Consider the following 20,705-nt stretch of genomic DNA (forward strand, 5'->3'; position numbering starts at 1 on the left):
GGAAAAGGTATTTGCGCGCCTGCGTTCGTTAGATAAAGAAAAGCAGGAGCATATCTCCCGGAAATATTATAGCAGTAAACGCCCTTGGGCGAAAACCGAAGTAAAACCAAGGAGGGAACATAGGTATGTACAAGATAAACGATCTTATAGTATATGGAAAAACGGGTGTTTGCAAAATCATGGATGTCACGATCCCCAAAGATAACAGCTTTGAAAGAGACCAGCTTTATTACGTCCTGCAACCGTTGTATGAGAATAGCGTAGTCTATACGTTGGTCAATACGAATGTATTCATGCGTCCTATCATATCCGCGGAGGAAGCCGAACGCCTTATTGATATGATCCCCAAAATTCAAGCCGAGCCGTATTACAACGATCGTATGCAGGAGCTTACGCAACACTATGAAGCTGCTATAAAAGCTTATAATTGCGCGGATTTAATTGAGCTTGTCATGTCTATCTATGCTAAAAAGCAGATTGTCAAACAGCAAAACCACAAATTCGGACAGATAGACCAGAAATTTATGAAACAGGCGGAAGAACTTCTATTCGGCGAGATTTCAGTCGCGCTCGGTATTCCACTAGACAAGGTGCAGAAGTATATTGCATCAAGAGTTGAAGAACAATAAATACTGTTAATTTTGTACAAAATCCCATGGCAGTTGATTGGTTGAAGGTAAAAAGTACCTGATTGGTTAAAAATAAATAGAAATTTTGTGAAGTACTGCCAAACGCAGTGCTTACTTATTTCCCAAAATGGTGATAATAAAACAAAGTTGAATAATGGGAGGTGATTGCCATGATGACGACAAAGATACCCAATAGGTTGGCTCAAGAAAAGTCTCCGTATCTCCTCCAGCATGCCTACAACTCGGTTGATTGGTTTCCTTGGGGTGAGGAAGCTTTTCAGAAAGCCAAAACGGAAGATAAGCCTATCTTCCTATCTATTGGGTATTCTTAAAGAAAAAGCTTGTTGTCATTGGTGTCAGTTTCGTAAAAGCATGTAACTTAATATCGCTTGAATCCTTAGTTTTCAGCACTTTGCGCGATATATGACTTTCATGACGGATGGCGATGATTTCAGGAATAAGGTGTTGAGAGATAAAGTTGATGTTTCGGTTGTATTGGAAATGGAGTGTGTAGACATGTTTACACAGTGCTTTAATTAGAGTGTTTAGGCATGTCGATATTACGCAGTGTCGGGCAAATTTGAGACTGGGCAATGATGAGAGAATGTCGGTTTTTTAGCGGCATTCTCTTTTTATATAGGGTTCAACAGAATAATTGGAAATAAATTCATATAAATCGTATAATTAGATCAATAAATTGTTTTCACTGATTTTATATGTTGATTAGGCCATTTTGTTATTGGAAAGGGTTAGATCGGATTCATATAAGGCGAATAGTACAATCACAGGAACCTCGTATTTCAGAGGTTCTGAGTCGCGAAAATGGGAATTACATATTCATTCTAACGCCTCAGACGGATATTGTTCTCTTCCGATATTATTGAGAAAGCCAAGGAAAGAGGCCTAGTGGTCATTGATTGATTACTGTAAACAAAATAAAGTCCTCAACCCTGTGCTTGACAAATATTAGTGATAAGCAGTATGAATTTTATAATAGGGGGAAGAAAGCGTGTCAACAAATATTTCAAAGCATAAAAGAGATGACCTTGTGAATAAAATCAAGGCCATTCGTTCCTATATTGCCAGTTCTTATCAAGATGAAAATACGGGTAATCTTTTAACATATTTGAGTGAACTGGAAAAAGAGATAAAGGCAAAGAAGTATGGACTTGTGTTTGAGGAGCATCGTGAACGCATTGATAAACTCTTAGATACACATACCCCCTTGCTGACCGAGGAGCGAAATTTATTCATTGATAATGGTGGTCTGCTGAACTTTCTAATTGAAGGCGATAACCTTGCCACATTACAACTACTCACGAAAACCCATCGTGGGAAGATAGATCTTATATATATCGATCCGCCGTATAACATGGGAAAGGACGATTTTGTGTATGATGATAACTTTGTTGATAAAGAAGATGGCTTTCGGCATAGCAAGTGGTTATCGTTTATGGAGCGGCGACTAACTATTGCGCGAAACTTACTCACGCCGAATGGCGTTCTTGTTATAAGCATCGGGTATCATGAGTTAAACAATCTCATCCTGCTCTGTGAGAATCTGTTTTTTGGCAAGCAGGTTGTTACTGTGACTGTGCAGACATCTGGCGGTAAGCCCTCTGGCGGATTCAATTATTTGCAGGAGTATCTGGTGTTCGTGACACCGCAAGACTTCAAGGCTATGCCTACCAGCTTTGCTGGCGGCAACACAAACGCCCCATTTCATGGCATGAATCTAGCGACATTCGATCAAACTCAGCGACCGAACCAAGCCTACCCCATATACATCAATAAAGAAACTGGTCAGGTTGTCGGCTGTGGATTATCGCTGACAGACCGGGTACGCAACGGGAGCTATACAGGCGAATTGCGGGATTTTAAATTTGACTATGAGGAAGCCCCAGAAGGTTGTGTAGCAGTCTGGCCAGTAAGTAACAAAGGCATACCTTGCATTTGGAGACTGATTGCCTCCCGTCTAATGAGAGATTTAGCAAAAGGGTACATCAAGGTTATTAAGCAGAAAGCATCGCGAAACAAAAATCAGTATGCCATCCAGTTTCTTGCAGCAGGTATCATATCAAAAATCGAAAGCGGTGAGGTATCTGTTGCGGGGAGAGAAACAAGCAACCAAACCATTATACTCGGTGATTATAAAAGTGAGGGCGTTGGCATTCCGACAATATGGACAGAAAAGGTTTTCTATACTGCAAAGGGAAGCAGTCAAATACTCAGTATTTTCGGCAATAAGAAATTTACATATCCCAAACCGATGGAGTTGATTCAAGAGGTTATCCGTGCCTGCTGCGCTTCCGATTCAACAATACTCGACTTTTTTGCTGGTTCAGGCACAACGGGGCACTCTGTGATGGGATTAAATGAGGAGGGCGGCACTGGACACCGCTTTATCCTATGTACTAATAATGAAAACAATATTTGTCGTGATATAACCTATGAGCGCATGAAGCGCGTGATCGACAAAGAGGGTTATGCCGCCAGTTTGAAGTATTATAAAGTTGACTTTGTCCCCATCAGCGAGCGCATGTATTATGAGTATGCTGATGAACTTCTGCGACATGTTCGGGAACTAGTGGAGTTGGAAAACGGCATCAACTTTACGGGTAACGCAGAACTTGCCATTGTGCTAACCGATGAAGAATTAGACGGATTTACCAGGAATATTAACGTGTTTAAAAAATGTCGCAAACTCTACCTTGGACATGATGTTTTGCTGAGTGGAGAGCAGGAAGCCCTGTTAAAAGAGCAACATATTCAAGTAAATATAATCCCTGACTATTATTACAAAGAATTGGAGGGCTGATCATGAATATAACGCTTGCTAACTTTCAGTTGAGAGCAATCGCAGAGTTGATGGATGGGATGAATTCCGATAAACGGGAAATCATTTTAAAAAGTTGTACCGGTAGTGGTAAAACGATCATTCTTACTCATTTTATGGATACATATTTTAAGAGCTTCCATAAAAAAGTGTTTGTTTGGTTAACACCCGGCAAAGGTGGGCTTGAAGAACAAAGCAAAGCTAAAATGGACAGATATATTCATGGAGCTTCTACGAAACTCCTTTCTGACGTAATGACAAGCGGATTTGAGGAAAATGATTCTTGTTTTATTAACTGGGAGAAACTCACAAAGAAAGGCAATAATGCGCTGAAAGACGGAGAGCGTGCAAACTTTCTTGACCATATTGATAAGGCTTTAGACGGAGGGCTATCATTTATCATCATTGTGGATGAGTCCCATCAAAATGATACAATTAAGGCAGATGACATAATTGAATATTTTAAAACCAAAAAAATGATTCGCTGTTCGGCAACCCCTAAAAATTATAAAAATGCCTTTATGGTTAATATACCTGAAGAAGATGTCATTGCCGAGGGACTTATTAAAAAAGTATTAATCATTAATGAGGATTTTGAACATGACATTAGCGTAGATGATCAGGTGACATATCTTATAGATAAAGCAATTGCTAAGCAGCAAGAGATTCATTCAGAATTTCTACGCCGTAAGATTGAAATTAACCCATTAATTATTGTTCAACTGCCGAATAACTCAGATGCTTTACTTGAAAGGGTGGAGTCGTACTTTGATTCTAACGGGATTACTTATGAAAACAATCAACTTGCAGTTTGGCTGGCCGATAAAAAACAGAATCTTGAAGAAATAGAAGAACCCAATGCAGCGCCGATAGCAGTAATTATTAAACAGGCAGTTGCAACAGGCTGGGACTGTCCACGGGCACAGATACTTGTGAAACTTCGAGATAATATGAGCGAAACATTCGAAATTCAGACTATCGGGCGTATTCGTCGCATGCCGGAAGTAAAGCATTATGAAAATGATTTATTGGATAGCTGTTACCTTTACACATTGGATGAAAAATTCACTGAAGGAGTCAGATTAGGACTTGGAAAAGGTGCACTGGACGCCATAAAGCTTTTCTTAAAGCCCGAGCATCGAAAATTTGCAATCATAAGTGAATACAAAACCGATGTTCCCTTCCCTCGAGATGCTAAGCTTGCGCTAAAGGTCATCTATAAATACTTTGAAAAAACCTATCATATAGATGATAAGATTGCTGAAAACAAAAAAAGACTGGAGGCTCATCACTATTACTTTAAAGGGGAGATTGTTGATTCCACAAAATCTGGATCCGTTTCCACCCTTGTTAAAGAGTCGTTCGATAATTTATATGAAATTAACGTCCACGAAACTTTGAATACACACAAACATGGAAAGGAATATCACCATTGTGCGGCTGAAATAGGCTTAAAGATTAGCCTCGATTATAGTACTATCAATACATTGTTGCGCAGACTGTATCTGAAAGATTTAAAAAGTCCTGAAAAGATATTAGAACTCGAAGTTAGGAATCTATATTCATTTGTCATAAACAATAAGCAAAGGCTAAAAGATGATATTGCTGCAGCAATGGCAAGTGAGATGGAGCAATTAGGCTGGCCAGTAAAAAATATTACTGAAAAACCTGTCCCGTTTCCGCAACAATTTCTTTTTACATACGATGGTAGCGCTAAATCGCAGATTGAAATGGCCAAGAATGTTTATAAAGGCTATTTATCTTCTGCAGAAGTCCGTTCAACCTCTGAGAAATTGTTTGAAAAATACTGTGAGAAAAGCGATGCTATTGAATGGTTTTATAAAAATGGAGATAAGGGTATTGAATATTTTTCCATAGTATATGAAGATAATTTCGGCAAACAGAAATCCTTTTATCCGGACTATATTGTTGGCACAAAGGAAGAAGTTTGGGTCGTCGAGACCAAAGGTGGCTTTACAAAATCAGGGCAAAGTGAAGATATAGACCAGTATACCCCAAAGAAATTTGCTGTCTTGAAAAAATATCTTGCTAAATATAACTTAAATGGCGGCATTATACGACAAGACAAACAAAGTCAAGAGCTTTGCATTTGCATCGATGATTACAACGACGATATAAAAAGTAAGAGCTGGAGATTGTTAAGTCAAGTCTTATAGATAAGCAGAATGGAGGAGAGTAAATGAACACTTCTGAAAATAGTAAGGATATACCTATTTATTTCTATTACCTCGCTATTGAAAAAAGGAAATCTGAAAATGATGATGTCGCGTATAATATGCAAGATATTGTTTTATCATTTTCAAATCTCCTCGCATTTATCTACAAAAAGGCCTTGACTGAACGTAATATAAAAAATGAAATCCTTGAAAAAGTCATCTGGCTTGATTCATTTGAAGATTTAAAAGATGGTAATTACAACTTGATATTCAAATCTGCAAAATATAATCACGTTCGAAATGAGATTGATACAATTACAATGGAAGAATTAGGGCCTAGGAAGCGCCCGCAAGACGGGGATGAAGAAAAAACACATCTTTGCATTCGTCTTAACAAAAAACAAAATCGGTTTCTTGCCGTTCATGAAAGTAACCATTATGGCATATCCATTACTAGCATTACATCATATCTCAATCAACAGTTTGAAAAATATAATGAGGAAACTGATGATAAAAACCATTATAAACTTACATATGAAATTATGCCTGGAGATGAATTCTTAACTGAACTTAAAAAAGCTAAATCAATCTCGTTTCTTCAATTAACTGTTGATAGAGGCGAATTAAACAATCCATTTCTTAAGTTTGCGAATCGAGCAGATATTGCTGAAACAGTAGATATTATTATTAGAAGACCCAAGCGCAGCAGGAATTTTCCCGAGAACCTAATTAGAGAATATTACAATGATATGCAACAAGACAATAAAATCAGGCGTATTGTTGCAAAAGGATCGCGAACAGGCGGCAGTTTTGAAGCAGCCACCGATTTAGTAAAAATGAAACATTCGTTGAAAGTGAAAAGAGTATCGATTACAAACGAAGTGGATAGTGCAGATTTTTTCGCTCACGCTCAATTATTTATTGATGAAGCGAGGGAGGTTCAATGAAAAGGATGTTATTATTTCTGCCAATTTTTGATTACTTAAAAACACGTAGAAACCTTGCAAAAAAAATTTTGATTTCGCTTATACCGGCATTAATAGTAATAATTTATGCTCTATTTTTTAATGTACGGAATGGTATCAACATTTCGGAAGTGTTTATGAATTTTGTGAGTGTTCAAATAAACGCTGTCGCGATACTGATTTCTTTTTCACTTGCAATTATCACTATTTTGGTCTCTGCCGACAATAATAATGTCCGCAGATTGAAAGAGCAGGAAGTCACTGAGGGGGAATACAAACCACTTGACGGAAAGCCATTAACACTATTTCAAGTTCTCTTGTCTAACATTACTTACAACGTATTTATAGAGATTGTTTATTTAGCTATTTTAATCGGTTTTATATTTTTGCAGACGGTACTACCTATCGAAGCGATAAAGTATTTGACTGGAATGAGCATATTCTTTATCATACATATTCTGCATGTATTGCTGGAATCCGTGGTTCAAATGTATTTGACCTTTTGGGAAGATAAATCCAAGGCTTAATTTATACATAGCAACAATAACGAGATCGCTTGCTGGAAATCTTATAGCTATCTCCCCCAGCCTGTGGTAGTGTATGTGGCTGAAGGGAGGTAGTTTTTCTATGAATAAGATTATAACCAGCATAATTCTTACAGTCATGTTTTGCGTTTTGTGTAGTCATGTGGGTACGGTTTCCGAAGCAAGTCAGTTTATTGTGTGTGCTGGAGGTGGTTAAAATGAAAATATCACAGAAAAAAATACCCTAAACTGTTGTTACAGAATTGATAAGAAAAGGGCGTACTGAATATGTGATATATATTAAATATGCCCCCGACTGAAAGGGGACTTATGAATTTATGGCAAAAAAGATATCTACTCATCCTTACCTGCCTTTATTCTTCGTCAACCAAAATTAGTAAACATAAAGAAAGTCGTTTGCTTTATTATCGGATAAAGCAAGCGGCTTTTTTTGCGTATGAGGAGGAAATTAAAAGTGTCAAAAGTAATCGCTCTCGCCAATCAAAAAGGTGGCACAGGGAAAACCTCGACGGCGGTCAATCTCGGGATCGGGCTTGCAGTACAGAGTAAAAAGGTGTTGCTGGTGGACTCAGATGCACAGGGGAATCTGACAGATTCATTGGGTTATCAGGAACCAGACAATCTGCCCATTTCGTTGGCTACCATTCTGACCAAGACAATGATGGAGGAATCGTATGAGATTGACGAAGGAATTCTTCACCATGCGGAAGGTGTTGACCTGATGCCGGGCAACATTGAACTATCCGCCATTGAGGTATCCCTGGTCAACACTATGAGCCGGGAAACGGTACTGCGCACATATATCAACACGGTCAAAGACAAATATGATTATGTGCTGATCGACTGTATGCCCTCTCTCGGCATGATGACCATCAATGCCCTTGCCGCCGCGGACAGTGTAATTATTCCCGTTCAGGCCCACTATCTGCCCGCCAAAGGAATGACACAGCTTTTACAGACCATTGCCAGGGTAAGAAGGCAAATCAACCCGAAATTGACCATTGACGGCGTTCTGCTCACAATGATGGATAACCGCACCAATTTTGCAAAGGACATTTCCTTTGTCCTGCGGCGGGACTATGGTGACAAACTGCGAGTTTTTCAAACTGAAATCCCCCTGTCCATCCGGGCGGCTGAAACAAGCGCGCAGGGAAAAAGCATCTATGCGTTTGATCCGCACGGAATAGCCGCCAAAGCCTATAAAGCCTTTACAAAGGAGGTGCATGACATTGGCGAAAAGCAGCGCAAGAGACAGCATCAAGCTAACCTCAGTAGATGAACTGTTTTCTACGGAGGAAAGTCGCACAGATAGCCAGAGAGAAAAGGTGCTGGAAATTCCTCTTTCGGAAATCAGCGATTTTCCCAGCCATCCTTTTAAGGTGAAAGCGGATGAAGCCATGTTGGAAATGGCGGACAGCGTTAATCAGTACGGCGTTTTAGTTCCAGGCCTTGTTCGCCCCAAAGCGGATGGCGGCTATGAAATGGTGGCTGGACACCGACGCAAAAAAGCAAGTGAGCTTGCAGGCAAGGAAACAATACCCTGTATTGTCCGCGAATTAGACGACGATGCCGCAACAATTATCATGGTTGACAGCAATCTGCAACGGGAAAGCATTTTACCGAGTGAAAAAGCCTTTGCCTATAAGATGAAGCTGGAAGCAATGAAACGACAAGCAGGCAGGCCAAGTAAAAATTCCGCCCAAGTTGGGAGTAATTCTTTTGGCAAAGAATCACGTGAAATACTTGCAGAACAAGTTGGAGAAAGCCGAAATCAAATTTCCAGATATATTCGACTTACTGAACTCAAACCGTCACTTCTTGAAATGGTGGACGAAAAACATATTGCCTTTAATCCGGCTGTGGAGCTTTCCTACTTAGCCGAAAAGGAACAGCAGGACCTATTAAAAACCATGCAATCGGAGGACTGCACCCCGTCTTTGGCACAGGCACAGAGAATGAAAAAACTCAGTCAGGACGGCAAGCTAAGTGAGGATGTTATCTTTTCCATTCTTACCGAGGAAAAGCCAAACCAAAAGGAAAAATTCAACATTCAGAGGGAGCGTATCGACCGCTTTTTCCCTAAGAACTTTACCGAGAAGCAAAAGGAGGACTTGATTGTCCAGTTGCTGGAAGGCTGGTACAAAAAGCGGCAGCGGGAACAGGAACGATAGAACAGAATATGTTCGTGACATATGGCGATTCATTCTCATGGACGAGGATGTTTTTTTATGCCCTTTTTGAAAGGAGGTGCTTCCATGTACTTTACAGAAGGGCGGCTGCGCGCATACGAGAGCATGATGCAGAAAAAACCGAAGCAAGGCCATGAACCACCTGATAAACCTGTGAGTGATGAGGCTTGTAAGCAGTACCGGTACTCTGATAGGCCCAGTGAAAAATGTGGCAAAGAAAAACACGTCATACCTGATGATTAACAAGGTAATTTTACACCAGGGGGTAGTCTGTCCTTTTGCTTGCAGATGTGGTACAGCGGCTTTGCGGTTTCCCCCTCCCCCCACCCTTCCTCTTAAATTTTACCAGCCGAAAAAGGAATATTTTCGCCTTTCGGCTAGTAATACCGTGAAATTCATGTAGAAAGGAGCCCTTTATGAAACAGATAACACAAAAGAAACCCAAAACCTTCCGTACCCTGATCCGGCGAATCAATATGGGCAGCAAAGAACTGCAGAATGAAGATAAAGTGCAGGGTGGCGGGAAGAGCGTAAAAACATTCCCCTTTCTTTTTCGGCCAGTAATAACGCTTTCTGTGAAAACACAGGAAGTTTTTTTATTTATCACTACAGAAGGAGGCATAAAACAGTTTGAAAGCCAGCGAACTGGCGGGTAAAGGAACCATGCCCTGTATTGTCCGCGAGCTAAACGATGATGAAGCGATTGTCGCCATGGTAGACAGCAACCTGCCGCGGGAAAGTATTTTGCCAAGCGAAAAAGCCCTAGCCTATAAAATGAAGCTGGAAGCTATGAAATGGCAAGCGGGTAGGCCAAGCAAAGAAAATTCTACCCAAGTTGGGCAGGATTTAAAGGGGAAGTATTCCGTAGAGATTCTGGGTGAGCAAGTTGGCGAAAGCAGAAATCAAATTCAACGTTACATCCGTCTAACCGAACTTATCCCGCCCATCCTGGAAATGGTGGACGAGAAGCAGATTGCCTTTAACCCTGCCGTGGAAATCTCCTACCTGACCGAAAAGGAGCAGACAGAACTGCTGGAAACTATGAAGCAGGAGGAAAATACACCGTCTTTATCGCAAGCCCAGCGGCTGAAAAAGTTCAGCCAGGAGGGCAGGCTGAGTGCGGATGTCATCTATTCTATTCTCACCGAAGAAAAACCGAACCAAAAGGGAAAATTCAATATTCGCCGTGACCGTATTGAACAATATTTCCCAAAGAACTATAACGAAAAACAAAAGGAAGACCATATTGTTCAGCTGCTGGAAAGCTGGTACAAAAAGAGGGAAAGAGAGCAGGAACGGTGAGATATAGCTGTCAGAAGCACCCGATATATTATCTTGTGTATAAATATTTGTATGTCGAGCCAAGGGGGTAGTCTCTTAATTTTTGGAGGCGGCACAAAGTGTTGCTGTTTTGTCCCCCTCTCCACACCTCACCCCCTGAAATTTACTAGCCGAAAAAGAAATAACTCTGACTTTAAGAAGGTATATCTAAGAACTACTTGTGGAAAGGAGAATTTTGTGAAACAGGTAGCGCAGAAAAAACCAAAGACCTTCCGGACCCTGATCCGCAAGACTCATAGCGGAAACAGGGAGGCACCGAATGGAGAAAAAAGTATGAATATGATGAATAACGGTGTGAAGCAAGTGGATAACGCCGGAAAAGAACGGAGAAAACAGCTGACTTCTTTTTTCGGACGGTAAATGGCTCTCTGTAAAAATGCAGGGAGCTTTTCATTTGCAAAAAAGCAGAAAGGAGGATTCAAAAACATGAAAACACTATGCTGACATAATTTATTTACTTGGTCTGCATGCCAGATGGTAACTAAAAAAACGAATACGGCAGAGAAATAAGGGCGGAAGCCCTTTACATATCGGCCTGGATTGGAGTGTGAAGGAAAATGGACGATAAAAAACGGATGGTGGATACCTATGAGGTAAAACATGCTGTCTGCATCGGAGATAAGGAAATCCTTTTTATGGAGGACGGAAAAAAACCCTATCCGTATTTGGTGTGCAATTGCACCTGGGATAATCCTTTGGGTGTCAACCAATATTCAGATGCGGTAGTAAGCGCCGACTATCTGGAGATGATGGCCGAATTTGCCTCCCGCGTAACAGCCCAGATTGAAGCGGTCAAAGCGGAACGGGCAAAGATATCCGTCTCCCTGGGGCCTTTTACTTTGGAACACTGTGTTCCGGATGATACTGGGGAGAGCATACAGGACAAAGTGGCGGTTATTCGTCAGGAGTGTCTGCGCCCGGAATACCGCACCGCCGACAAGCAGCTGGTGCTCGTCACGGGCGGTTTCGGATCCCAGGGCAAGGCCAGGGGACGGGCGGTTTACGTCGTCAATCTTTATTCCAGCAAGGAATCCCGCTGGAACCGCGGAGATATTTTGGGTGTCGTCAAACCGGAATGCATGCCCGACTGGGTCAAGGAACGGCTGCAGCAGATTGAATCCGAAAGGCAAGTTAAACATAGAAAACAGGAACAGGTGCGGTAGGAGGTGTCTTGAATGGAGAAAGAAAATAACGCAGGATATACCATTACTGACCGACTGAGTGTGGGAAACTTGGAATTTGTTATTGGACAGAGCGAAAATGCTCCGGCCAAGTATGTGACCTGGAGATGCAACGAGGGTGAAAAGGATTACTACTGGGGGCATTACGTAGCGACCGCCTGACCGCCCTTGAAGATCTCTGCAACCGGGCATTGGATGAAATCCATCATCTGAAAAGTCTTCGGCAGGAAAAGGAGGGAGACAAAAGACCGGAACAGCTGGTTCAAAAGAAGAAGCACGAGGCGGTGCGGTAAACGTATCCGTTATATAAAAGAAAAAGCAGGGTGACTAAGGGAGGCCACCTTGCTTTCGGCTTATTTTACAAGATCACTTTTTAATAGGAAAATAGATTTCCGTGACATACTCACTTGGCTGGACGTTATCTTCACAGCCCTTGACATATAGTTCAAACGGCGGTCCGGAAATGGTATAGCCTTCATTGTCTATCCATTCCATCAGGGCGGTATAGCAGGGAGTAAAGTCGTCATACGAGCCGATATGCGTTGCAAAACAGCAGAGCCCCGGAGCAAGCATCCGTACGTGTTCGCCGCTTGTGCCGGGCGATACCTCGACACCTACCTCAATATCCGTGCATTCATGATTGAAATCCTCGTCATGATAGACGGATAAAAATGGTCCGGCAGGCTTGCAACGGTTCTTCTCCAGACCGGCGCACAATGTTTCAAAGGCTTCTTGAAAGTCCCGAATACTCATTTTACGCCTGAGGGAGTAGATAGTTTTTGACTGCATTTCTACGGTTTTAACCAAATAATTGGATTGCATAATGTTTTCACACCTTTCAATTTTCTCAATATCTTGCTCCATTTGGAGCAGGATGTGCTGCTGATTTTGGGTTTGCCGCAAAAACATTTCTTTTTTTGTTCTCATCAGTTCGGCAAAGTGCTTGCTGTCGCCGGATGCGAGGACGGCGGATATTTCCGGCAATGAAAACCCATACCGTTTCAGCCGCAAGATCAGCAGCATATCCCGGAGCTGTGAAACTTCATAATACCGATAGCCGGAATCCTTGCTGACAAATCCAGGCTTTAGAAGACCAATTTGATCGTAATAGCGAAGCGTTTTTGTAGACACCCTGCTGATTTTGGAGAATTCTCCGATTGTAAGCATATGAATAATCACCACCCGAAGGTATTTGAACATGTTCTGCTTAGAGTATACGGGTTCCAGCAAGGGCAAAGTCAAGCAAAATTATTTACAACAATACATTTTAAAGCAAGAGGGGGGATAAACGTGGCGATAAAGCTGCAGCTGATTACAGAGCTGGCGGAAAGCACGGCGCACCGAATTGCGAAAAATCCCGCCAACTGGACTTCCTTTTTGAAGACGGCGGCCTGGAACTACAAATACCCGTTCCAGGACCAAGTTTTGATTTACGCTCAGCGTCTAGACGCGACCGCCTGCGCTCCGATTGAAGTATGGAATGAGAAGTTGGGCCGATGGGTAAACAAGGGTGCCAAAGGCATCGCCCTTATCGACGACAGCGGGGGAAGGTTGAGTCTGCGCCATGTGTTTGATGTGTCGGATACCAACAGCCGCTACAACCACCCTGTCGTACTTTGGGAGATGAAGGACGGATATGCGGGGGCTGTTACAGAAAGGCTAGAAAACACCTTTGGTGGGCTAGAGGAAAAGCTTGAGTTGGCGGCCGCCTTAATTTCTGCCGCTCGCAACGCTGTGGAGGACAATTTCCCGGATTATCTCTCTGAACTGGTGGAATGTCGGGAGAACAGCTTTCTGGAGGAACTTGACGGCCAGAATGTGGAAGTCATCTTCAAAGAAGTGCTGATAAGCTCCGTAGCCTATATGCTCTTAATCCGCTGCGGCTGCGATGCCGGCAAATATTGGAGTTTTGAGGACGTCCAAAGTGTTTCGAACTTCAATACTCTGGATACCGTTTCCTGTTTGGGGGCCGCCACCAGCGACATTTCCGAAATGATCCTGCGGGAAATCGGAGCAACGGTCAGGGAGTTGCAAAAGGCAGAGGAAAATCCAAACCGCACCTTTGCTAAAAATCAGGAAGCGGGACACAATGAAAGTGAAAAGCAAAATATAAGTTTTGAAAGGGGTGGCGAAGATGGAACTGACCTACACGCTGCAGGGCGATTACCTGATTCCCGACCTGACGCTGCCGGAGAAAGCGGCGCACATCGGCAAGTATGGGATGTTGCGCAAGACATATCTGAAAAACCACAGGAAAGGAATATACGCGAGCTTGATGCTGGCGGGCAAACTGAACGGCCACCTGGCGGAGACCGACCGGACGGCGAAGGAGAGGATCGAACGGATCATGGAAAAGATGCTGACAGAGAGTCCTCCGTTGGACAAAGCAGCAAACCCGCTGAGCTGGACGGGGCACCTGAACAGCCTGCGGCATTCGGCGGAGGAAACAGTACTGGCGGAGATCGTTTACAGCTAAGCATTTTCCCGACGGTTGAACAGCAAATTGAAACCATAGAACAGGCGGAGGACGAAAAATCCTTCGCTTTTTCTATTTCCCAGGAAGAAATCGACCATGCTCTATGCCGGGGTACGGGTTTCCAAAACGGTAAATACCGTGTTTATCTCCACTATAGGGAGCAGCATACCGCAAAAGAAACCATTGGTTTTTTGAAACGAGAGTACGGAATCGGCGGCGGTACTCATATTTTTACGGATGGAACCTGTGGCAACCACTGGCATGACGGCAAAGGGATCTCCTTAAGCAAAAGCGGCAGCTTAATAACAAATCCGGAATTAAGACTGTCTTGGAACCAGGTTGCCAAACGGCTTGGAGAATTGATTGCCGCCGGCCGCTATTTGAACGGCAAGGAAAGAGAATACCTGGAAATAGAATACCTCCCAATTTATGAGCAGCAGGTGGAGGAACGCCGCCGGCAGCTTGCCGAGCAGGCTTATGCCCGGGAAATCCTGAACCGGGAACCGGCTCCTTTACAAGAAGAGAAACTCCTATTAAGTGAGAATACTCGTTATGCCTTTTCTCCCGGCGACACGGTGTATCTGGGTGCAGACGAATACGAGATTTTTTCTTTAGAAGGCGGAAAGGTGATGTTGCGGGACACAAGCTTTCCGTTGTTCAGCAGAGAACTGGCACGGGATGACTTGGAGAATATGCTGCGGGAAAACCCGTTGAATGACCATCTACTTGTTATCGGGGAAGAACCGGTGCAAATTATCGAAGAACAAAGCGGCCAAAAAAATACGGAAGAAATGTTTCCCCGCGACTTGTACCAAGCATACTTGCCCGGAATCGTCAATCGGATACGAACCGGTGAGAGCTATCCCTACCTGCGGGATCGGGACATTGATCCGGAAAGCGCCGAACAGGAGCTGAAGGAGGCTATCAACCGTATTGTTCTTTCCATGAGGGGAGAGCATCCGGCTTTTTTCGAAGCTTATGCAACCCTACCGCGGTTCAAAGAATGGCTGGACGAGGACGTATTCCAACGAACCTATGAAGATTTTCTGACGGAAGAAAGGGATAGTGTTACCCTTCATGCTGATGACCCTGACGCACCCGCATGGGTACGGGCAACCGGAGACATCACCATCACTCGCGAAGGCGGTACCGTCACTATTGACAGCGGCGGCGATGGTGATAGAAACTATGTAGAATTTGACCTGGAGCTGCCGGGCGAACAGGAAGAAAAACCGGCCGAAAAAGAAATGGCCATAGGCATGAAGCTTGTCATTGAGGACAGGCGTTTTGAAATCGAGGCAATTAACCAGGAAGCCGAAACGGTCAGCTTGCGGGACATTACTTTTCAGCAGAGTACGGATTTTCCCATTTTCCGCAGGGAAAGCATCACTTTTGTGCGCGGCATTTTGGCGCAGGTTAAAGAACCCGTACAGCAACAGACACAGCACGGTAAAATATCGAAAGTCAGTAATAATATTCAGCCGGAAACATCAAAACAGCCCCGTGTCAATTTCCGTATCACCAGCGACAATTTGGGAGTGGGAGGACAGAAAACAAAATACGGCTGGAATTTCGCCGCCATCCGTCTGCTCAATCAACTGGAAGAGCAAAGCCGTCTGGCCACACCGGAAGAAAAAGAGACTTTATCAAAGTACGTTGGATGGGGCAGTCTGCCGCAGGTGTTTGACGGGCAGAACAGCCAATGGGCGAAGGAATATGCGGAATTGAAGGAACTGCTTACAGAAGACGAGTATACATCTGCCCGGGCATCCACCTTAAACGCCCATTATACATCCCCAATCGTCATCAAGGCCATCTATGACTGTTTGGCTAATATGGGCTTTAAGACCGGCAACATATTGGAACCAGCCTGCGGAATCGGCAACTTTTTTGGGCTTGTACCGGAGAGTATGAAGAATTCCAAGCTGTATGGCGTGGAACTGGACAGCATCACGGGCAGGGTTGCCAAGCAGCTGTATCAAAACGCCAGCATCGCGGTGCAGGGTTATGAGGAAACCAGCCTGCCCGACAGCTTTTTCGACGTGGCTGTCGGCAATGTGCCCTTTGGCAGCTATGGCGTGGCGGACAAAAAGTACGACAAGCACAAGTTTTACATCCATGACTATTTTTTCGCCAAAACGCTGGACAAGGTGCGGCCCGGCGGCATTATCGCCTTTATAACATCCAAGGGCACGATGGACAAGCAGAATCCCGAAGTCCGTAAGTACATCGCCCAGCGGGCCGAGCTGCTGGGAGCCGTCCGGTTGCCCAACAACGCATTTCTGGCTAACGCCGGTACGGAGGTCACAGCTGACATCCTGTTCCTGCAAAAGCGCGACCGGGTAATCGACATCGAGCCGGATTGGGTGCATCTTTCCACTACTGAGGGCGGTATTCCCGTCAACCGCTACTTTGCCGACAATCCAGACATGGTGTTGGGTACAATGGACTATGATGAGCGGATGTACGGCAACAAAAGCGAAACCACCTGCATTCCCTATGAGGACGCCGACGTAGGCGAGCTGCTGCGTGAGGCGCTGGAAAACATCCACGCTGAAATTACGGAATACGAGCTGGACGAATTAGCCGACGACGCAGACGCTTCCATTCCGGCAGATCCCAATGTGCGCAACTTCAGCTATTGCCTGGTGGGCGGTGCAATCTACTACCGGGAAAACAGCCGCATGAACCGGGTGGAAACTTCCGTCACAGCGGAGGGCCGTATCAAAGGCATGATTGCCATCCGTGATTGTGTGCGGGATTTAATCGAATACCAGACCGAAGATTATGGTGACGAAACAATCCAGGAACAGCAGCGCAAGTTAAATAATTTATACGATGCTTTTGTCGCCAAGTACGGACTTTTGAACAGTAGGGGCAACAGCATGGCTTTTTCCGATGACAGCTCCTACTGCCTGCTTTGTTCCCTGGAAATTCTGGACGAGAACGGCGAGCTGGAGCGCAAGGCGGATATGTTCACTAAGCGCACCATCCGGCAGCGTACGAATGTTGCCCATGTGGACACTGCTGCCGAGGCCTTGGCCATCTCCATCGCGGAAAAAGCGCGTGTAGACTTGGAGTTAATGCAGAGCCTGACCGGGCTTTCGGAAGAACGCCTTGCCGACGATCTTCAGGGCGTGATTTTCCGCGACTTCGGCAAAGTGGTGCCTGAAAACGTCCCCAGCGCTTTCTTTCAGGTGGATTCTTTTCCCTATGTAACGGCGGACGAATACCTATCCGGCAACGTTCGTGAAAAGCTTAAACAGGTACGGGAACTCGCCACAATCCTGTCGCCTGAACAAGGGGAAAAGCTAGCTTCCAACATTAAAGCTCTGGAGGCGGTGCAGCCGAAGGATCTGAGCGCTTCCGAAATCGACGTGCGTCTGGGTGCGACCTGGCTTCCTCCGGAAGTGGTCAAAGACTTCATCTTTGAACTTCTGGAAACACCCTATATGTACAGGCGGTATATCGACGTTTTCTATTCCTCCTATACCGCCAATTGGAACGTCAAGGGCAAAAACGACGACCGCAGCGACAACATTAAGGCAAACGTGACCTACGGCACGAAGCGCATCAATGCATACAAAATTGTTGAGGAAACTCTGAACCTCCGGGATGTACGCATATTTGATACCGTTTGCGAGGACGGTGTGGAGAGGCGTGTGCTGAACAAAAAGGAAACTGCTATTGCCCAGCAGAAGCAGGAGGCCATCAAGGAAGCTTTCCAAAACTGGATATGGAAAGACCCTGAGCGTCGGGAAGTTTTGACCAGGATTTACAACGACCGCTTCAACTCCATCCGGCCCCGCGAATATGACGGCAGCCATATCCGGTTTACCGGCATGAATCCGGAAATTAGTCTGCGCAAGCATCAGGTGGACGCGGTGGCGCACATCCTGTATGGCGGCAACACCCTGCTGGCCCACTGCGTGGGTGCAGGCAAGACTTACGAGATGACGGCGGCGGCGATGGAAAGTAAGCATTTGGGCCTTTGCAATAAAAGCCTGTTTGTCGTTCCCAACCACCTGACCGAGCAGTGGGCTGGGGAGTTTTTGCAACTCTATCCTTCTGCCAATATCTTGGTGGCCACCAAAAAGGACTTTGAAACCCAGACCCGCAAAAAATTTTGCGCGAGAATAGCCACCGGCGACTACGACGCCGTCATTATCGGGCACAGCCAGTTTGAGAAAATTCCCATCTCCCAGGAACGTCAAAAGCGGCAGTTGGAGGAACAGATGATGGAGATCACTAGCGGCATCCAGGAACTCAAAGAGGAACGGGGCGAGCGTTATGCCATCAAGCAGCTGGAGAAAACAAGGAAAACGCTGAAGCTAAAGCTGGATAAATTAAACGACACCAGCCGTAAGGATGATGTGGTCACCTTTGAGGAGTTGGGAGTTGACCGGCTGTTTGTGGACGAGGCGGACTTTTACAAAAACTTGTTTTTGTATACCAAGATGAGGAACGTTGCAGGCCTGTCCCAGACCGAGGCGCAGAAGTCTTCAGACCTGTTTGCCAAGTGCCGCTATCTGGATGAGCTGACCGAAGGGCGCGGCGTGATCTTTGCAACAGGTACACCCATTTCCAACTCTATCACCGAAATGTATACCATGCAGCGGTACCTGCAATATGAAGTGCTGCGTCAAAACGGACTCCAGCATTTCGACTGCTGGGCCTCCACTTTCGGGGAAACCGTAACGGCTATCGAGCTTGCACCGGAGGGTACCGGCTACAGGGCCAAAACGAGGTTCGCCCGTTTCTACAACCTGCCGGAACTCATGAACATGTTCAAGGAGGTTGCGGACATCAAGACAGCGGACATGCTCAACCTCCCCGTGCCGAAAGCCAACTACCGCAATGTCGCGGTGAAGCCGAGTGAATTCCAGCAGGACATGGTTGCCGAGCTGGCCGAGCGCGCTGAAAGGGTGCGCAACCGGATGGTAGAACCGAATGAAGACAACATGCTGAAAATAACCAACGATGGGCGCAAGCTGGCCCTTGATCAGCGGTTGGCCAACCCCATGCTTCCTGACTATGAGGACAGCAAGGTAAACGCCTGTGTGGAAAATATATTTCGCTTCTGGCAGGAAAACCGTGATAAGAAGCTGACCCAGCTTGTGTTCTGCGACCTGTCCACACCCAAAGGCGACGGGAATTTCAACGTGTACGAGGACGTGCGGCAAAAGCTTACCGCACGCGGCGTCACCGCCGAGGAGGTTGCTTTTATTCACGACGCCAACACGGAAACCAAGAAAAAAGAGCTATTTGTCAAGGTGCGCAAGGGACAGGTGCGAATCCTGCTAGGCTCTACTTTTAAAATGGGAGCCGGAACCAACGTGCAGGATAAGTTGATTGCCCTTCATGACCTGGACTGCCCGTGGCGGCCGCGGGATTTGGAGCAGCGTTCTGGACGTATAGTTAGGCAGGGCAATAAAAATGGTGAGGTCCATATTTTCCGATATGTCACGGAGAACACCTTTGACGCCTATCTGTATCAGATTTTGGAGAACAAACAGCGGTTTATCAGTCAGATTATGACTTCCAAGTCCCCTGTGCGAAGCGCGGAGGACATAGACGAAACGGCGCTTTCCTACGCCGAAGTTAAGGCACTGGCGACGGGCAATCCCTATATTAAAGAAAAGATGGACCTGGATATTCAGGTGTCCAAATTAAAGCTCTTGAAGGCCAATCATTTAAGCCAGCGCTACGCTTTGGAGGACCGGATGTTCAAGCACTACCCGCAGCAGATCAGATTCACCGAGGAAAGGATTGGCGGTTATGAAAAGGATATTGCCTTGTATAAACGGCATAGGATTTCCGCGATTTCCGCGCCTGATGAGGGCAGCGCAGATGACGCTAAATTTGCGGGCATGACCATCAAAGGCGCCCGCTATGCCGAAAAGGCCGAGGCGGGTACGGCAATCCTGGAAGCCTGCAAGCAGATGACTTTGCCGGAACCGCAGGAAATTGGCAGCTACATGGGATTTCCGATGCTGGTTTCCTTTGACGGATTTAGCAAGCAGTACCAGGTTACCCTGCGGGGAGCTCTGAGCCATCCGGTGACACTGGGCACGGATATTTACGGAAATATTGCAAGAATCAACAATGCTTTGGCCGAAATACCAAAAAAGCTTGAATACTGCCAGGAGCAATTAAAAACACTCCGTCAGCAGGTGGAAACAGCCAAAGAGCAGATTGAGATCCCGTTTGAGAAGGAACAGGAGCTGCAAACAAAGTCCGCCCGGCTGGCGGAGCTGAATATTTTGCTCAACATGGATAAACGGGAAAACGAGGTGCTGGACGACGAGCCGGATGAAGAGCCTGTGTTTCAGGAAAAGAAAGTCGTCGTTGGCTACGAAAGATGAG

General features: G+C 45.2%; 14 protein-coding genes and 2 pseudogenes. 15 read left to right on the forward strand and 1 reads right to left on the reverse strand.

Annotated elements, in window-relative coordinates; translation table 11 throughout:
• Window positions 1-125 precede the first annotated feature (125 nt).
• The 14 genes and pseudogenes from DEHRE_RS01760 to DEHRE_RS15155 all read left to right on the forward strand — a co-directional run bounded on the left by DEHRE_RS01760 (window position 126) and on the right by DEHRE_RS15155 (window position 12,025).
• A complete protein-coding gene (locus DEHRE_RS01760; RefSeq protein ID WP_025205105.1) occupies window positions 126-629 on the forward strand; it encodes a CarD family transcriptional regulator in 504 nt (167 codons plus the stop codon).
• A gap of 170 nt (window positions 630-799) precedes the next feature.
• Window positions 800-958, forward strand: a pseudogene (locus DEHRE_RS01765) (DUF255 domain-containing protein); the annotation flags it as partial.
• A gap of 680 nt (window positions 959-1,638) precedes the next feature.
• Window positions 1,639-3,447 (forward strand): site-specific DNA-methyltransferase, encoded by a 1,809-nt coding sequence (locus DEHRE_RS01770; RefSeq protein ID WP_025205107.1) that lies wholly within the window; start codon window positions 1,639-1,641, stop codon window positions 3,445-3,447.
• A 2-nt stretch (window positions 3,448-3,449) separates the two neighbouring features.
• Window positions 3,450-5,642 carry a DEAD/DEAH box helicase gene (locus tag DEHRE_RS01775; RefSeq protein ID WP_025205108.1) on the forward strand — a complete coding sequence of 731 codons (2,193 nt, stop codon included), beginning with the start codon at window positions 3,450-3,452 and terminating at the stop codon, window positions 5,640-5,642.
• Between the two features lie 23 nt (window positions 5,643-5,665).
• Window positions 5,666-6,589, forward strand: coding sequence for a hypothetical protein (locus DEHRE_RS01780; protein ID WP_025205110.1), 924 nt, complete (start codon window positions 5,666-5,668; stop codon window positions 6,587-6,589).
• On the forward strand, window positions 6,586-7,134 hold the full coding sequence (locus DEHRE_RS01785; protein WP_025205111.1) for a hypothetical protein: 549 nt from the start codon (window positions 6,586-6,588) through the stop codon (window positions 7,132-7,134). Before DEHRE_RS01780 ends, DEHRE_RS01785 begins: the two co-directional genes overlap by 4 nt.
• Window positions 7,135-7,606: 472 nt before the next feature.
• A complete protein-coding gene (locus DEHRE_RS01790; RefSeq protein WP_025205113.1) occupies window positions 7,607-8,431 on the forward strand; it encodes a ParA family protein in 825 nt (274 codons plus the stop codon).
• Window positions 8,382-9,323: a ParB/RepB/Spo0J family partition protein gene (locus tag DEHRE_RS01795; protein WP_025205114.1), complete on the forward strand. Its 942-nt coding sequence runs from the start codon at window positions 8,382-8,384 to the stop codon at window positions 9,321-9,323. The genes DEHRE_RS01790 and DEHRE_RS01795 overlap by 50 nt, the downstream gene beginning before the upstream one ends.
• A gap of 84 nt (window positions 9,324-9,407) precedes the next feature.
• Window positions 9,408-9,584, forward strand: coding sequence for a hypothetical protein (locus DEHRE_RS14740; RefSeq protein ID WP_158208136.1), 177 nt, complete (start codon window positions 9,408-9,410; stop codon window positions 9,582-9,584).
• A gap of 173 nt (window positions 9,585-9,757) precedes the next feature.
• Window positions 9,758-9,997, forward strand: coding sequence for a hypothetical protein (locus tag DEHRE_RS14065; protein WP_025205115.1), 240 nt, complete (start codon window positions 9,758-9,760; stop codon window positions 9,995-9,997).
• Window positions 9,975-10,643, forward strand: a pseudogene (locus tag DEHRE_RS01800) (ParB/RepB/Spo0J family partition protein); the annotation flags it as partial. The gene DEHRE_RS14065 and the pseudogene DEHRE_RS01800, both read left to right, overlap by 23 nt.
• Window positions 10,644-10,859: 216 nt before the next feature.
• The gene (locus tag DEHRE_RS01805; RefSeq protein WP_025205119.1) at window positions 10,860-11,042 is read left to right on the forward strand and encodes a hypothetical protein; all 183 of its coding nucleotides are present in this window, start codon (window positions 10,860-10,862) and stop codon (window positions 11,040-11,042) included.
• 197 nt (window positions 11,043-11,239) lie between these two features.
• The gene (locus tag DEHRE_RS01810) at window positions 11,240-11,845 is read left to right on the forward strand and encodes a hypothetical protein (protein WP_025205121.1); all 606 of its coding nucleotides are present in this window, start codon (window positions 11,240-11,242) and stop codon (window positions 11,843-11,845) included.
• A 12-nt stretch (window positions 11,846-11,857) separates the two neighbouring features.
• On the forward strand, window positions 11,858-12,025 hold the full coding sequence (locus DEHRE_RS15155; RefSeq protein WP_242837009.1) for a hypothetical protein: 168 nt from the start codon (window positions 11,858-11,860) through the stop codon (window positions 12,023-12,025).
• 204 nt (window positions 12,026-12,229) lie between these two features.
• Here DEHRE_RS15155 and DEHRE_RS01815 read toward each other — a convergent pair whose 3' ends face one another.
• A complete protein-coding gene (locus tag DEHRE_RS01815) occupies window positions 12,230-13,063 on the reverse strand; it encodes a MerR family transcriptional regulator (RefSeq protein WP_084544179.1) in 834 nt (277 codons plus the stop codon).
• A 90-nt stretch (window positions 13,064-13,153) separates the two neighbouring features.
• Between DEHRE_RS01815 and DEHRE_RS01820 the strand changes: the two genes are divergently transcribed.
• The gene (locus DEHRE_RS01820; RefSeq protein ID WP_025205123.1) at window positions 13,154-20,704 is read left to right on the forward strand and encodes an N-6 DNA methylase; all 7,551 of its coding nucleotides are present in this window, start codon (window positions 13,154-13,156) and stop codon (window positions 20,702-20,704) included.
• Window position 20,705: the final 1 nt, after the last annotated feature.

Source organism: Dehalobacter restrictus DSM 9455, from assembly GCF_000512895.1.
In the GTDB taxonomy this organism is placed as follows: domain Bacteria; phylum Bacillota; class Desulfitobacteriia; order Desulfitobacteriales; family Syntrophobotulaceae; genus Dehalobacter; species Dehalobacter restrictus.